The organism is Kribbella sp. NPDC049227 (assembly GCF_043197265.1).
Lineage (GTDB): Bacteria > Actinomycetota > Actinomycetes > Propionibacteriales > Kribbellaceae > Kribbella.
Genome location: NZ_JBICST010000008.1, coordinates 46461 through 61117, shown reverse-complemented (window position 1 = coordinate 61117; position 14657 = coordinate 46461). Strand labels below are relative to the sequence as shown.

Annotated in this window: 16 protein-coding genes; 7 read left to right on the top strand and 9 right to left on the bottom strand. The window is 68.9% G+C overall.

Going from position 1 to position 14657, the window contains the following annotated elements; all coding sequences use genetic code 11:
* Positions 1-43: 43 nt before the first annotated feature.
* Together ACGFH6_RS33425 and ACGFH6_RS33420 are read left to right on the top strand one after the other, a co-directional pair.
* Positions 44-1588, top strand: coding sequence for an aldehyde dehydrogenase family protein (locus tag ACGFH6_RS33425; RefSeq protein WP_393391936.1), 1545 nt, complete (start codon positions 44-46; stop codon positions 1586-1588).
* Positions 1588-2745, top strand: coding sequence for an NAD(P)/FAD-dependent oxidoreductase (locus ACGFH6_RS33420; RefSeq protein ID WP_393391933.1), 1158 nt, complete (start codon positions 1588-1590; stop codon positions 2743-2745). The genes ACGFH6_RS33425 and ACGFH6_RS33420 overlap by 1 nt, the downstream gene beginning before the upstream one ends.
* Here ACGFH6_RS33420 and ACGFH6_RS33415 read toward each other — a convergent pair whose 3' ends face one another.
* The 3 genes from ACGFH6_RS33415 to ACGFH6_RS33405 form a co-directional block, all read right to left on the bottom strand.
* Positions 2746-3402, bottom strand: coding sequence for a hypothetical protein (locus tag ACGFH6_RS33415; RefSeq protein ID WP_393391930.1), 657 nt, complete (start codon positions 3400-3402; stop codon positions 2746-2748).
* Between the two features lie 289 nt (positions 3403-3691).
* A complete protein-coding gene (locus ACGFH6_RS33410; RefSeq protein WP_393391927.1) occupies positions 3692-5029 on the bottom strand; it encodes an aromatic amino acid lyase in 1338 nt (445 codons plus the stop codon).
* Between the two features lies 1 nt (position 5030).
* Positions 5031-6044 carry an ornithine cyclodeaminase family protein gene (locus ACGFH6_RS33405; protein ID WP_393391924.1) on the bottom strand — a complete coding sequence of 338 codons (1014 nt, stop codon included), beginning with the start codon at positions 6042-6044 and terminating at the stop codon, positions 5031-5033.
* 64 nt (positions 6045-6108) lie between these two features.
* On the opposite strand from ACGFH6_RS33405, the gene ACGFH6_RS33400 reads away from it, so the two are divergent.
* Positions 6109-6825, top strand: coding sequence for a hypothetical protein (locus tag ACGFH6_RS33400; protein WP_393391921.1), 717 nt, complete (start codon positions 6109-6111; stop codon positions 6823-6825).
* 12 nt (positions 6826-6837) lie between these two features.
* Here ACGFH6_RS33400 and ACGFH6_RS33395 read toward each other — a convergent pair whose 3' ends face one another.
* From ACGFH6_RS33395 to ACGFH6_RS33385, 3 genes are all read right to left on the bottom strand, one after another.
* Positions 6838-7224 carry a pilus assembly protein CpaE gene (locus tag ACGFH6_RS33395; RefSeq protein ID WP_393391918.1) on the bottom strand — a complete coding sequence of 129 codons (387 nt, stop codon included), beginning with the start codon at positions 7222-7224 and terminating at the stop codon, positions 6838-6840.
* Positions 7225-7288: 64 nt separating this feature from the next.
* A complete protein-coding gene (locus tag ACGFH6_RS33390) occupies positions 7289-7660 on the bottom strand; it encodes a hypothetical protein (protein WP_393391915.1) in 372 nt (123 codons plus the stop codon).
* A gap of 36 nt (positions 7661-7696) precedes the next feature.
* Complete coding sequence (locus ACGFH6_RS33385; RefSeq protein ID WP_393391912.1) at positions 7697-8413, bottom strand: D-alanyl-D-alanine carboxypeptidase family protein; 717 nt, start codon at positions 8411-8413, stop codon at positions 7697-7699.
* A 177-nt stretch (positions 8414-8590) separates the two neighbouring features.
* Here ACGFH6_RS33385 and ACGFH6_RS33380 point away from each other — a divergent pair, with 177 nt between their 5' ends.
* Both ACGFH6_RS33380 and ACGFH6_RS33375 read left to right on the top strand, forming a co-directional pair.
* Positions 8591-9952: a sensor histidine kinase gene (locus ACGFH6_RS33380; protein ID WP_393391909.1), complete on the top strand. Its 1362-nt coding sequence runs from the start codon at positions 8591-8593 to the stop codon at positions 9950-9952.
* Complete coding sequence (locus ACGFH6_RS33375; protein WP_393391906.1) at positions 9931-10698, top strand: response regulator; 768 nt, start codon at positions 9931-9933, stop codon at positions 10696-10698. Before ACGFH6_RS33380 ends, ACGFH6_RS33375 begins: the two co-directional genes overlap by 22 nt.
* A 13-nt stretch (positions 10699-10711) precedes the next feature.
* On the opposite strand, the gene ACGFH6_RS33370 is transcribed toward ACGFH6_RS33375, so the two are convergent.
* A complete protein-coding gene (locus ACGFH6_RS33370; protein ID WP_393391903.1) occupies positions 10712-11683 on the bottom strand; it encodes a GlxA family transcriptional regulator in 972 nt (323 codons plus the stop codon).
* A gap of 92 nt (positions 11684-11775) precedes the next feature.
* Here ACGFH6_RS33370 and ACGFH6_RS33365 point away from each other — a divergent pair, with 92 nt between their 5' ends.
* Both ACGFH6_RS33365 and ACGFH6_RS33360 read left to right on the top strand, forming a co-directional pair.
* Positions 11776-12588: a dienelactone hydrolase family protein gene (locus tag ACGFH6_RS33365; protein ID WP_393391900.1), complete on the top strand. Its 813-nt coding sequence runs from the start codon at positions 11776-11778 to the stop codon at positions 12586-12588.
* A gap of 47 nt (positions 12589-12635) precedes the next feature.
* Positions 12636-13199: an MSMEG_1061 family FMN-dependent PPOX-type flavoprotein gene (locus ACGFH6_RS33360; protein WP_393391898.1), complete on the top strand. Its 564-nt coding sequence runs from the start codon at positions 12636-12638 to the stop codon at positions 13197-13199.
* Positions 13200-13433: 234 nt separating this feature from the next.
* Here ACGFH6_RS33360 and ACGFH6_RS33355 read toward each other — a convergent pair whose 3' ends face one another.
* Both ACGFH6_RS33355 and ACGFH6_RS33350 read right to left on the bottom strand, forming a co-directional pair.
* Positions 13434-13775 (bottom strand): MmcQ/YjbR family DNA-binding protein, encoded by a 342-nt coding sequence (locus tag ACGFH6_RS33355; RefSeq protein WP_393391895.1) that lies wholly within the window; start codon positions 13773-13775, stop codon positions 13434-13436.
* Positions 13776-13853: 78 nt separating this feature from the next.
* Positions 13854-14582 (bottom strand): GAF and ANTAR domain-containing protein, encoded by a 729-nt coding sequence (locus ACGFH6_RS33350; protein WP_393391893.1) that lies wholly within the window; start codon positions 14580-14582, stop codon positions 13854-13856.
* Between the last annotated feature and the right edge of the window lie 75 nt (positions 14583-14657).

Genomic DNA, 14657 nt, shown 5'->3' with positions numbered 1-14657 from the left:
TGGTGGGTGAGGGTGGGGGCAAACGTGCGCGGAGGGATGCTTCATGGCGACTGAGGTTCTGTCGGTGATCGGTGGCGAGCGAGTGGCGGAAGCGGTACGGCGTACGCCGTCGACCAACCCGGCTTGGCTCAGCGAGGTGGTCGGGACGGTGGGCAGCGCGGGGCCTGAGGTTCTCGTCAGGGCCGCCGAGGCTGCCCGCGACGCCCAGGCCGCGTGGGCCGCGACGCCGGCTCCGCAGCGAGGTCAGGTGATCGCGAACGTCGGCCGGCTGATGACCGCCAACAAGGAGCGGCTGGCGGCGCTCGTCACCCGCGAGATCGGCAAGCCGATCGCGGAGGCGCGCGGTGAGGTGCAGGAGATCATCGACACCTGCGACTTCTTCATCGGCGAGGGCCGCCGGCTGTACGGCCAGACAGTTCCGTCGGAGATGCCGGACAAGCAGTTGTTCACGTTCCGCCGGCCGGTCGGCACGGTCGTCGTGATCACGGCCGGCAACTTCCCGGTCGCCGTACCGTCCTGGTACATCGTGCCCGCGCTGCTGTGCGGGAACACGGTCGTCTGGAAGCCGGCGGAGTACTCGGCCGTGGTGTCCGACGCGTTCTACGAGATCTTCGCGCACTCCGGCGTACCGGCCGGGGTCTTCAACGTCGTGTACGCGGACGGGCCGGACACGTTCACCGGACTCGAGCAGGCACTGCAGGCCGGGCTGGTGAACAAGGTCGGCTTCACCGGATCGAGCGCCGTCGGCAGCCGGATCGGTGAGTTGTGCGGCCGCCACCTGCAGACGCCGTGCCTGGAGCTCGGTGGCAAGAACCCGATGGTGATCACCGAGGACGCCGATCTCGACCTGGCCGTCGAGGGCGCGTTGTTCTCCGGCTTCGGTACGGCGGGTCAGCGGTGCACCTCGCTCGGCACGGTGATCGTCCACGAATCGATCCACGACGACTTCGTCGACCGATTCAGCCGTGCCGTTGCGGACGCGGCGATGGGTGATCCGGCGCAGGACGTGCTGTTCGGTCCGTTGCTGGACGAGAAGTTCGCCGCCGGGTTCGAGAAGTCGCTGGGCTGGATCGCGGCGCACCACCAGGTGATCGGCGCGACCGGCCGGGTCAGCGCGGACAACCCACGGTCCGGATTCGTCGGGGATCCCGCGGCCGGGCTGTTCTACCACCCGGTGATCGTCGACGGCGTCCGTCCGGACGACGAGTTGTTCATGAACGAGACGTTCGGTCCGGTCGTCGGCATCACGACGTACTCCGCCCTCGACGAGGCGATTGCCCTCGGCAACAAGTCCGGCTACGGCCTGTCCAGTTCGATCTACACCACCGACCCGAACAAGGCGTTCCGGTTCGCTCAGGGCATCTCGGCCGGCATGGTCAGCGTGAACAACTCGACGTCCGGCGCCGAGGCGCACCTGCCGTTCGGCGGCAACGGGAAGTCCGGCAACGGCTCCCGGCAGAGCGGCATCTGGGTGCTCGACCAGTTCACCCGGTGGCAGTCGCTGAACTGGGACTACTCGGGCAAGCTGCAGAAGGCGCAGATGGACACCGAGACGGTCGAGGCCGACCTCTCCTTCCAGCTGCCCTGATGGCCGCGGCCCTGCCGGACGCCGCCGACGTGGTGATCGTCGGCGGCGGCGTGATGGGCGCCAGCATCGCGTTCCACCTCGCCGAGGCCGGGGTGGAACGCGTGCTGCTGCTGGAGCGGAACGAGCTCGGCTCCGGTTCCACGTCCAAGGCGGCGGGCGGGGTCCGCGCGAACTTCTCGGACGAGCTCAACATCGCGCTGGGTGCTCGCAGCCTGGAGGCCTTCGCCCGGTTCGGCGAGCGGCCAGGGCAGGAGATCGACCTGCATCGCGTCGGCTATCTCTTCCTGCTGGAGACCGGCGATCAGCTCGAACTGTTCCGCGAGAGCACTCGGCTGCAGAACGCGGCCGGTCAACCGACCCGGATGATCGACGTCGACGAAGCAGTTCAGCTCGCGCCGATCGTTGCCCCGGACGGTCTGGCCGGTGCCTGCTTCTCCCCGGCGGACGGGCACTGTACGCCGGAGTCCGTCGTACTCGGGTATGCGACGGCCGCCCGCCGGCTCGGCGCGACGCTCGTCACCGGTTGCGAGGTTCTCGGCATCGAGACGAACGACAACGCCATCCGGGCGGTCCGCACCAGCCGTGGCGACGTCCGGACCCGCACGGTGATCTGCGCGGCGGGCGCGTGGTCGGCGGAGCTCGCCGTACCGCTCGGGGTCGACCTGCCGGTCACCCCGCTGCGACGGCAGATCGTTGTGACCGAGGCGATCCCGAATCTGCCGCGGAGCATGCCGATGACGATCGACTTCAGCAGCACGTTCTACTTCCACCGCGAAGGGCTCGGTCTGCTGGTCGGAATGTCCGATCCGGACGAGGTGCCCGGCTTCCAGCTGGACCGCACCGAGACCTGGCTCCCGCGACTGACCGCCGCAATGGAACGCCGCGCGCCGTCACTGCTCGACGTCGGCCTGACCGGCGGCTGGGCCGGGCTCTACGAGGTGACACCGGATCACAACGCGCTGATCGGCGAGGCCGACGGAGTGTCCCGGTTCCTCTACGCCACCGGCTTCTCCGGTCACGGCTTCCTGCAGGGACCCGCGGTCGGCGAGATCATCCGCGACCTCTACCTGGGCCGCGAGCCGTTCGTCGACGTCAGCCCGCTGGACGCGCGCCGGTTCCGGTACGACGGCCGGCGCGCGGAGTGGAACGTGGTCTGATCAGGGCTCGTTGCGGGGATCGTCGGCCGGGTCGTCCGGCCAGTTGTCCGGATCGCACCACTCCGGATCCCAGCCGCGCTGGATGCAGTACTGCCGGAGGATCTCCTCGCGGCTCGGAGTGGTGGTGCTCGGCCGCGGCGGCTTCGTGGTCCTGGTCGTCCGGGTCGGCTTGGGATCCGGCTTCTCCTCCGCCTTCTCGGTGGTCCGGGTCTTGGTCGGCCGCTGTGTCGGCTGGGTCGTCTTCGTGGTCGGCGGCACGGTCGTCTTCTGTACCGTCGGCGGCACCGAGGTCGGCTGCGTCGTCCGCGGCGGCACGACCGGGGTCTGGGTCGCCGAGGGGGTCACCGAACGGTCGTCGACCACCGGCACGGCCTGCGAGTCGCCGGAGTCACCGCTGAACAGGCCGATCGCGGACAAGGCCCAGAAGTTGATCCCGAGGAACAGCACCGCGGCGCCGATCCCGGCGTACAGCACTCGGCGGGACGGGCCGCCGTACCGGCCGACCGGACCGCGGACCGAGTTGCCCTTGCCGTCGATCCAGAATCGCCAGCCTTCCGGAGGCGGTGGCCAGGACGGGTCGGGACGCCAGGTTTTCGGTGGGACCCAACTACGGCGGGGCGGCGACGGCCAGGTCGGAGGGACCACGAACCGCTTCAACGAACTCCTCCATCTCCGCCCGGACCACGTCAGGCTAGTGGATCGGCCGGTTGGGCCGACAGCCCGGCCAGGTCAGCTCTTCGTTCAGAATCCCCGCCCGCACAGTGGCCAACGACACAACCCCACCGCAGGCTACTTGCGGCTTGCGAACCGTCCGCGTGTCGCGCTGGATTTTTCGATCAACCCATGGCCGAGCTCGCTGAGAACTCAGGCAGGCTGACCTCACTTGAATCATCCGTTCCGGAGGAAATCCACCTGCACAGTCGCAGAACGCCGTGGCCGGTCAGAGCTAGAGCACGGACTCCAGCAGTCTGGTCAGGTCCTCGCCGAACGGGCGATCCGCGTCGATCGGAGGTACGACGTCCGCGACGGCCTGATGGAGGTCGCGGAGGCCGACCGGGATCGGGCGCTTCGACAGGGCGAAGGCCTGATGCACCGCCAGGAGCTCGCAGGCGGTGACCTCGCGGGTCAGCCGGACGGCTTCCGCGAGGGTGCCGACCGCCTCCCAGGAGAAGGTCTGCACATCCTCCTGGCCGTTCGACGTCTCCGCCGTACTGATTGCTGAGGGCAACGTCAGGCGGCGGAGCAGGTGGGTGGTGGCGACCGCGCGTTTGTGGACAGCGACCAGGCCGGCCTGTGGACCCGGCTCGTGCGCGAGCTGGGCCTGGAGCCCGGTGACGGCCGGGTCGAGCAGGCGGTGCAGCCGCGCCGCGGAGACCTCGGCCGCGTGTGCGAGGGCCGCGGTCAGGTGGTCGCAGTACGCCGTGAGGTCGATCCCATGGAAGCCGGCCGTGCCGATGAACTCGCCATCGAGGTATGCCGGTGAGTCGGTGACGCCCGTGAACGCTCGGTCGACCGCCTCGTCCAACTGGCTGATGGACCGCCGGACGTGCGCGACGACGTGCCCCGCAACGCGGAATGACACCGGTGCTTGGAGTGCCCGGGGTTCGGGCTCCGGACCGGTCAGCTCGCGGATCCGCGCGAACTCGGCTGCCAGGACGTCATCACCCCGGCCCAGCGCCGGATGGTACGGGGCACGGTTCGCCCCGATCACCGCAATCGCGCCGGCGCCGACCGCGGTCAGGTGGTCGGCGAGACGGTGTGCACGCTTGGCCTGCAGAGCAGCCCGCCCGGTCGCACCCGGCACGCCCGCAAGCAGGGAGATCCCCTCCTTGGGACCCACCTCGACCGAACCGAACGCATGGGCCAGCGGAATGATCTCGCCGGCCGAACCCGCTCCTTCGGCGGGGATCTCGGGAACCCATCCGCTGTTGATCATGGCAACCAACTGCTGGATCAGCTCGACCGAGACCCCGGCGTCACCGGTGAGGAACGTGCGCAGCCGGCCGATCAGAACGGCTCGGGCCTCGTCGGGCGGGAGCCAGGGAGGTCCGCCGACCGCTCGGCCGAGCAACAGGTTGCGTTGATGCAGGCGTTGCTCGTCCTCGGTGAGCCGGCGCTTGCTCAGGTTACCCATCCCGGTGTTGACGCCGTACACGGCTTCTCCGGAGGCAAGTGCGGCGAGGAGGTCGGTTCGGATCGCGGCCAGGTGATCGAGCAGCGGCTGCGCGATGGTGATCGGTTCGGGACTGGCGGGGTCGAGGTCCGACGGCTGGTTGATCAGCATGTCAGTGGAACCGGAGCATCGTGCCGACGTCGGCGGCCTCGGCCTTGCGCAGGATCAGGTGGGCGATCGCGACGTCCAGCAGCGACAGCCCGCGATGCCAGAAAAGGTTGCGCTCGGCATCGTTCTCCCGGCCCGGCTTCTGACCGGCGACGATCTGCCCGAGCTCGGCGTACAGGGTCCGCGGCGACAACCGGCCGGTGTCCACGTGCCGGCGCAGCGCTCCGAACCGGCCGGACTGGGCCTCGCGCCAGTCGTCGACGACGACCTTGTCCATCACGTCGAGCAGGTCGAGCTCGACCGCGCTGATCGTCCCGTACGGCACGACGAAAGCGCCGGGCTTCACGGCGGCCGTGCGGAGCAACGGTTCGGGCTCGGTCAGCCGGGTCGCCTCGACCAGGACATCGGCGCCGTCGAACGCCTCCTCGGCCGTCGCCACCACGCGCACCGGCGTCGACAGCTCCGCGGACAGCTCGGCCGCGAACTTCTCCCGCGATTCCGGCCGCCGCGACGTCACCCGGATCTCGTCCAGCTCAAAGAGGTCGTCGAGCATCGTCACGTTCCACCACGCGGTCCCGCGGGCACCGGCGTGGGCGAGGATCTTGCTGTCCCGCCGGGCCAGGTGGCGGGCGCCGACCGTGGTCATGGCGCCGGTCCGCGCCGCGGTGATCATCGTCGCGTCCAGCACCGCGAGCGGTACGCCGGTCGTCGGGTCGAACAGCGTCGCCATCGCCAGCTCGCTGGGCAGACCCTTCTGGTAGTTCGGTACGAAGTCACCGACCACCTTCACACCGCTGATGCCGTGCTCGCCGAGGCCGTCCAGATGCCCGCGCAGGATGTTGAAGTGGCCGATACCGCCGTTGTCCGGCATCAGGTGCACGCGCGGTTCGAAGCTGGTCCGGCCCTCGCCGTGTTCGCGGACCGCCTCCTCGACCGCGTCCACGATCTCCAGCCTGGTCAGCCCGAGCGAGTCGATCTCCGGACCACTCAGGAACCGCAACCAGATCCCGTCAGCCACCCGGCCTCCTTCGGTCGTTGTGATTCGATACTAAAGTTCCGGATCGCTGCGCTACGTTCGGGCCATGGAGTCGACCACACGGACGCCGGACCGGACGGTGATCGGGCACTCGACCACCGACAAGGTGGTGCTGTTCGGTGGACTTCCCCTGATCGGACTGGTTCTCGGCTTCTTCCTGCCGCGGATCGCGGACTGGGCGGCGCGGCAGGACTGGGTGCCGTTCCAGGGGCCGCTGAAGCTGATCTCGGGATGGGACGGCTGGTGGGTGATCGCGGTCTGCATCGTGATCGGCTTGGTGGCCGGCGTGCTCCTGGCTGGGATGGCGCTCGAGGACACGCTGAAGGTCACCGTCACCAACAGGTCGGTGGAGTTCTTGAAGAACCAGAAGACGGTGACCGTGCCGCGGGAGCAGGTGACGGTCGCGTTCCTGGACGGCAAACAGATCGTGCTGCAGGACTCGACCTCGCGCGAGCTGGCGCGGGAGAAGCACGATCAGCTGAAGTCCGACGCGCGGCAGATCCCGGCCGCGTTCCGCGCCCATGGCTATCCCTGGTCCGACGCGGGCGATCCGCACGCGGCGCGGTTCCGTCGCTGGGTCGAGGACGAACCCGACCTGCCGCCGGCGGTCAACGCCGTACTGAAGGTGCGGGCCAAGGCGTTCGGCCAGGGCGACAAGGGCAAGGCGGACCTGCGCGAGCTGCGCGGCGAGGTGGCGAAGCTCGGCTACACGGTGAAGGACAGCGACAAGAAGCAGTACTGGCGGCCGACCACGCCGCGGTGACTCAGCGCCGGTTCAGGCGCCGAGGAGGTGGATGACAGCGCCGGCGTACGCCTGCTCGGCGTCGTCGGCCAGGTGGATGCTGTCGGTCAACTCGACGACGTACCCGTCGGGGACCGCCTCGAGCTTGCGGAAGTGGTCGCCCAGCAGAGCGCGCAACTGTTCCTCGCGCGGCAGCCAGACGACCTCACGCTGCTCGATGCTGTCCAGGGCCCACTCGGTGGTGCCGTTGAAGCCGATCACCTTGCTGCCCTGGTAGTCGTGCACCTCGACGGTCATGTCGCTCACCACGAACACGTCGTCGTCCATGTCCCGGTCCGGTACGACGAAACGATCCCCTGCCGCGGGTGCCCACAGCACCCCGGCCTTGCGCAGTCGCCCGGCCTGCTCAATCGTGATCACCCCTCCATCCTCCCCACGCCACGCAAACCGCGCAGGTTCGCGCGAGCCGCCCGCCCGGCGCGGGTCAGCGGTTCAGGGCAGTCCGGAGCTCGGCGGCACGGTGGGAAATGCGGTCCCGGCACTCGTTCGTCAGCGGCAGCTCGAGCAGCGCGGTCGCCTGCAGGTGGCTCAACCCGAACTCCTCCCGCAGCCGCTGGACGGCGATCACCCGGTCGGTGGAGGCGTTCAGTACGTCGGCCACCTCGTCGCGGCGCTCGAACGCGGCCAGTACGCCGTCGTAGATCTCCAACTGCGTGTACGCCGACCGATCCGGTTCGGGCACGATCGCCACGTCTTCCTTCTCACTGGCGCGGATCACCTGCCGCCAGAGCGCGGGGACAGCGAGCCGGGCCCGGGTGTAGCGCCGGGGCATCGGCTGGGCGTAGGTCATGGTCATGGTCGGCTCCTGTTCGGGGTTGTCGGATCGGTCGGCCTAGCTGGGCCCGGCCACGCCGTACGGTTCGCGCGGCGGGCACTTCTTCCCAGGCGATGTGAGCGCCTCGAAATGCCAGGGTTCGTTGTCGTAGCGGCGGCAGACGCCGTACCGCCAGCCGTTCTTGTTCAGCCAGGTCATGGCGGCCGCCGGCCCGATGTCCACGGCCTTGCCCTTCACATGAGCGGAGTACTTGGGCGGCAGCACCCAACGCGTCGCCGCCTTGTACGAGCCGTACTTCTTGATCGCGTCGTTCAGCAGCCGCTGCTGCTTGGAGGTACTGCGCCGGCCGGAGGTGATGCTGATCGTGACGCCGTCGGCCTTCGCGGCCGTCATCGCCTTCTTCAGCCGCGTCCGCAGCGTCGGCGACAGCCCGTTGATGCTCTCCTCGCCGTACTTCGGCTTGGTCGTGGCCGACTTCTCCGGCTTCGGGGTCTTCGTGGGCGGCTCGACCGGAGTGGTCTTGTGGGTCGACGGCCGCGCGGGCGGTGGCGTCGGCGTCTCGGTGACCAGCGTGGTCGGCGGAGCGGAGTTCGCCGGAGCGTTCACGGTCGAGATGACCGGCTCCTTGTCCGCCGCCAGGCCGAGCATCTCCCCCAGTTGCGCGTGCCACAGCACCAACGATCCGACGGCCAGCACCGCCACGCCTGCACCCGTCACGGACAGCAACCGCAGCTTGTCCGAACCGGTCCGGCGCGGTGGCACGTCGTTCGTCATGGGGTACAGCCTCTCGGATCAAGCACGGTCGCCACATCGGCCCCAGGGACCGTCCTCACATCCCGGAAGTAGCCCCTGAGTATCAATTCGGACGCCGAGCCTCCTCCAAAAGTTGGAGAGGCTGCCCCTCCGGGCAGATGAAGCCTTGGCGAACAGCGGCTGACTACGCTGGGCGACATGTGGAGTGTCTGGCGTCGGTTGTCGCAGTTGCAGCAGGATGTGCTGCTCGCTGCGGTCATCGGCGTGGTCTGGTTCGGGGTGCTGAACCTGATCAACGACAGCGGCCTGCGCCCGCAGAACCCGGCCGTGTCCGTCGTCACCGGCGTCTTCCTGGTCGCCACGGTCGCCTGCGTACGGCGGATTCCGCGGACGACGCTCGTGGTCGTCTCGGTGCTGTACCCGTTCCTGTACGCCGCGGTCGGCACCGGCCTGGCCGCGCAGGTCGGGATCAGGGTCTTCGGCCAGCCCGAGATCAGCGACGCCGCGCTGCAGTCCGAGATCCACCTGGTCCCGCTGCTCGTCGTCGGGTACCTGGCCGCGTCGAGCGGCGTACGGCGGTTCACCTGCCTGTTCTTCACCATGGGCAGCCTGGCCGGGCTGATGATCGGACTGCCGACCGTGGTCGCCATCGTGCTCGGGCATGCGAACCGGGACATCCTGAGGGGCGACCGCTACCAGAACCTGCCCACGGACCTGGCCAGTCTCTACAGCTACATCGACGTCTCGCTGTTCGTCTTCGCCGAGGCGCTGATCTGCGGCATGGTGCTGCTCGGCGCGGACGCGCGCCGACGGCGCAAGAACGTCGCCCTGCTGCAGCAGCGGAACGCCGAGCTGATCCGGCTGCGCGCGGTCGAGGCCGAGCGGGCCGCGGTCGCCGAGCGGACCCGGATCGCCCGCGACCTGCACGACGTCATCTCCCATCACGTCAGTGCGGTGGTGATCCGGGCCCAGGCCGCCGAGCGAGTGGCCGACCAGCGACCCGAAGTACTGCGGGAGGCGATTCGCTGGATCATTGCCAGCGGCAAGGAAGCGCTGACCGCGATGCGGGAGACGGTCCGGGTACTCAACACAGCCTCACCGAACGCGGTCGGGGCGTCCCCGGACTCGGGTGGCGGGACCGCGCCCGTACCCGATCTGTCCGACGTGGCACGGATGGGCGAGCGGTTGAAGGCGGTCGGCATCGACGTGTCGATGAGCCTGCCGCCGCGGCAGCGGCAGCTGACCTCGGCCACCGACCTGACCGCGGTCCGGATCATCCAGGAGGCGCTGACCAACGTGATGGTGCACGCGAAGGCGACCGCGGCCCGGGTCACCTGGCAGAGTGGACCGCAGGGCGAGCTGTTGACCATCGACGACAACGGCAGCGGCGGACCACCGCCGGTGAACGTGCTGGAGTCCGCCCGGCGGAGCGAAAGCGGCCGCGGCAACGGACTGATCGGGATGCGGGAACGGGCCACAGCGGTCGGCGGCACACTGGCCGTCGCGGCCGGCCCACTGGGTGGATGGAGGGTGCAGGCATGGCTGCCGCCACAGAACTGACCGGACCGGACGCCGGTCCGATCCGGATCCTGGTTGTCGACGACCAGGGCGTGATCCGGATGGGCCTGGCGATGATCCTCGACCACGAACCAGACCTCACCACGGTCGCCCAGGCCGGCGACGGCGAAGAGGCGCTCCGGCTCGTCGATGAGTACGACCCGGACGTCGTACTCATGGACATCCGGATGCCGGTGATGGACGGACTCGTCGCCACCGAACGGATCACGACCGCCAACAAGGCGGCTGGTCGGTCGCGTCCCGCGGTCCTGGTGCTGACCACGTTCGACGACGAGGCGTATGTGCTGAGCGCGGTCCGGGCTGGGGCATCCGGGTTCCTGTTGAAGGACACGGATCCGGATCTGTTGGTGTCGGCTGTGCGGGCGGTGCATCGTGGGGACTCGCTGGTCGATCCGGCGTCGACTCGCGTGCTGCTGGAGCGCTGCATGGAGCTGGAGCGGCAGGTTGGGGGTGGTACGGCGGAGCCCGCGCCGGCGCAACCGGATGGGCGATGGACCGGGTTGCTTGGGCAGCTGAGCGAGCGGGAACGGGAGATCCTGGTGTGGATGGCGCGCGGGCTGTCCAACCGCGACCTCGCCACCAAACTGTTCGTCAGCGAGACCACGGTGAAGACCCACGTCAGCAGCGTCCTCTCCAAACTGGGCCTGTCCAGCCGGGTCCAGGCGGTCGTCGTCGCCTACGAAGCCGGCGTAGTCCGCCCGGGCGAAGCCGAGGTCCGCTGGGACTGATCCCCTCCATGGGTCAGGTGGTCGATCGGCGGAAGGCTGTTCGGTAGGTGCTGGGACGTTGGCCTGTGTGTTTGGTGAAGAGGGCGGCGAAGGTGCCGGGGTTCTTGTAGCCGACTGTGGTGGAGATGCTGGCGATGGTTCGGTCTGTGGTCTCCAGGAGGTGGCGGGCGCGGGAGACGCGCGAAGCCTGGAGGTAGTCGAGCGGGCTTTGGTGGGTCTCGTCTGCGAAACGCCGGAGCAAGGTGCGGGTGCTGACCTTGAAGGTGGCGGCCAGGGCGGTGAGGTCGTAGCGGTCGGCCAGGTTCTGGTCGAGGTGGCGCATGACTTCTCGCGAGAACTCGCTTCCGGCCTGCGGCAGCAGCCGCGCGTCGACGTACGGCGTCTGTGAGGACCGCGCATCGTCGACGAGCGCAAGTCTCGCGGTCGCCCTGGCCACGGAGGTTCCGCTGTGTTCCCGGATCAGGCCCAGCGCGAAGTCGTACATGGCACTGAACGACCCGGTCGTCGTCACCCCGCTGTCGGTGACGACCAACTGCTCGGCGCGGACCTCGGCGTCGGGGCAGCGGCGGGCCAGTTCGTCCGCGAAGATCCACGAGGTCGTCGCCCGGCGGCCGGCCAGCAGACCCGCCTCCGCGAGCAGGAACGCCCCGACACAGATCGAGACCACCGCGTTGCCGGTGGCAACATGTGAGCGGATCACCGCGAGTTCCGCGGCGAGCGGCGCCAGCATCGTGTCCAGGAGAAGGTCCGGCGAGAGCTCGAACCCAGGTACGACGAGAACGTCGACGTCACGGACCGCGGAGACCGCCAGCCTCGCACCACCCGACGCGGTGACCTGACGGCGCGGCGACATGATCGACACTTCGTACCCGGCCCCGTCCGGGCCGCCGAGGTGGGTGGCCATGGTCAGCAGATCGGGTACGCCGTACACCTCGGACGCGAAGCATCGCGGATACGCCAGCACACCGACCCGCAGTACACCCATCTCCAGGCTCCTCGTCGCTCGTGGCGAGATTACCTCCAACTATGGCGATCTGGCCGCTCGTCGTACGAGGTTCCTGGCAGCACGCTGTCGGCATGAGCACACGTGACGACGAGATCGCGGACTTCTTCCGCCAACTCATCGAGGTCGACGGGGTGGTGAAGACGGTGTACGTCGCGGGGTCCGGGCCGGCCGTGGTCGTGATGCCGGAGATGCCCGGTATCAGCCCGGACGTCCTTCGGCTGGCGCGGTGGGTGCGGGATGCCGGCTTCACCGTCTACGTCCCGTCGCTCTTCGGGATCGACGGCGCCTACCCCACGGCCGACGGCGGTTCGGAGGTTACCCGTCGCGCCTGCGTCAGTGCGGAGTTCCGCGCGTTCGCGGGAGGCGGGACGAGTCCGGTGACCGCGTGGCTGCGTGGGCTCGCGCGGCAGGCACATGCCGAGTGCGGCGGTCCGGGTGTCGGCGCGATCGGTCTGTGCTTCACCGGCAACTTCGCCCTCACCATGGCGCTCGAGCCGGCCGTCATCGCGCCGGTGGTCAACCACCCGTCCCTGCCGCTCGACGACCCGGCGGGACTCGAGCTGAGCGACGAGGACGCGCGTGCGATCCGGGATCGCGTCGACCGGGACGGGCTGAGCGTTCTGGCGTACAGGTTCGACAATGACCGCTGGTGCACCGGCCAACGGTTCGCGGCGTACCGGGCACTCCTCGGCGACGCCTTCGACGGTCGCGTCCTTCCGGGCAGCTCCGCGAAGACCGACCCGCCGCCGTTCTTCCGTGAGGTCGTCGAGACACCCCACAGTGTGGTGACCGCGCATCTCGTCGACGAGGACGGACACCCGACCGTCGAGGCCAGGGACGAGATCCTCGGCTACCTGACCAATCGCTTGTTGCCGACTGACTGAATGCGGCGGACTGTCACTGCGTCTCGGCCTCGATCGTCTCCGATGTCATGGAACCCTTCACACTGGTCGCCTCGGTCGAACAACTGGAGGCGTACGGCGTACCAACACCGACGGTCCGCGACAAAGTCATCAACACACTCGAGGACGTTCACCGCTTGTGGATCGCCGCCACGAGCCTGGTCTTCGTGGCCACCTCCTCGGCCGACGGCCGCTGCGATGTCTCGCCGAAGGGTGACCCGCCCGGGTTCGTACGCGTCCTCAGCCCGACCCGGCTCGCGATCCCCGAACGTCCTGGCAACCGGCGGATGGACGGATTCCACAACATCCTGGAGAACCCTCACGTCGGACTCGTCCTGATCATCCCCGGCCGCGGCGACACCCTGCGCATCAACGGCCGGGCCCAACTGGTCACCGATCTCCCAGACTTCGACGACCTCGTGGTCAAGGGCCACCGACCGTCGCTGGCCCTGCTCGTCGACGTCGAGGAGGTCTTCTTCCACTGCCCCAAGGCCTTCCGCCGCTCCCGCACCTGGAACCCCGACACCTGGCAACCAGCCGCCGCCCCACCGCCCGCCAACATAGCCCTGGCGCTCTGCAGGTTTCCTACGTGAACAGGTAGAGGCCGAGTGCGGCAACAGCGATCACGATGAGGATGGCCAGTACCTGGGCTCGGGCCGACGCTTGGCGGCGGTGGGGTAGGAAGTCTCCGGTCATGCTTCCAGGCTGCCGGGAGAAACCGCCCCGCCCATCGGTCGTCGGGACGGTTCTGGCGCGACGTCAGTAGGCCCAGGAAGTACAGCGTCTCCTACCAGAGGATGAGATGGTTGCCGTAGGCCCCTGAGTGACTACCGTGCGAAGTATTCGGCCTGGACCTTCTTGGGTACGACCATGGCCCAGGCGTCCAGGATCAGTTCGCGGAGTTCGTCGTACTCGAGAGCGTCGAGGCGGACCTGGATCCAGCGGAAGCGCTCGTCGGACGGGCGAGGGGGGAAGAACTTGTCCGGTTCGGCGGCCAGCGCGGCCGCGCGTTCCTCGCGGGGGAACGCGATCCCGATCGTCTGTTCGTCCGGCGCGACCGCCAGGTAGACGATCTGCCCGACCCGGTACTTGATCGAGTCCCGCACGAGCACCTCGTAGCTGCGCGGCAGATCGGCCGTCACCGCCCGGATGTCCTCCAGTCCCACCATGAGCTCCTCCAGAAACCGCAGTCGTGAGAACCGACGTTACCGAGGAAACCTTTCACCGGGCTTTCAGTCCTTCCGGGATCAGCCTGTGGACGGCGGGACCTGATCCTTGGCCGGGCCGGTCGGGAGTCGCCGGGTCTGGATGAGGTGCTGTGCGACGTCGCGCAGCTTGGTGTGGGTGTCCTGGGAGTAGCGCTTCAGGACCTCGAACGCGCGATCGCCGTCCAGTCCGTACCGTTCCATCAGGATGCCCATCGCCTGACCGATCAGCTTCCGGGCGTCGACCGCCTGGGCCAGGTTCTCCTGACGGCGCGCCGTCGCCACAGCCACCGAGGCATGCCGAGCGAGGATATGGGCGACGGCGACGTCGTCGGCGCTGAACGCGTTCGGCAGCGCGGCGTAGACGCTGAGGATCCCCGCGCCCCGGCCACCGAGCAGCATCGGAACGTGGATCACACTGCGCAGGCCGAGGCCGATGAGTAGTTCGCTCCACCGCGGCCAGCGCGGATCGGTCGTCACGTCCCGGACGTGCAGCGGGCTGCCAGACGCTGCAGCCGCCGGCATCGGGCCTTCGCCGGTTTCCGACTGATGCCGGTAGATCGTCTCGACGACCGGATCGGTCACGGCTGCGACCTCGAGGCGCCCGCCCCGGTGGCTCAGGACCAGTCCGGCGGCGTCGCCCCCGACCGCCTGCACAGCGGATCGGACGACGGACTCGACGGTCTCGTCGACATGTTCCGCGTCGTGGAGGCTGAGCGCGAGTTGCGCGAATTCCACGGCCAGCGAGTAGTCCGATGGGTCGTGCCGCACGGTCCCCTCCCAAGAATCGCGCTAACCCACATCGCACCCCAGCGACACGTCGATTATGCCTCGGTGTCCACCGTT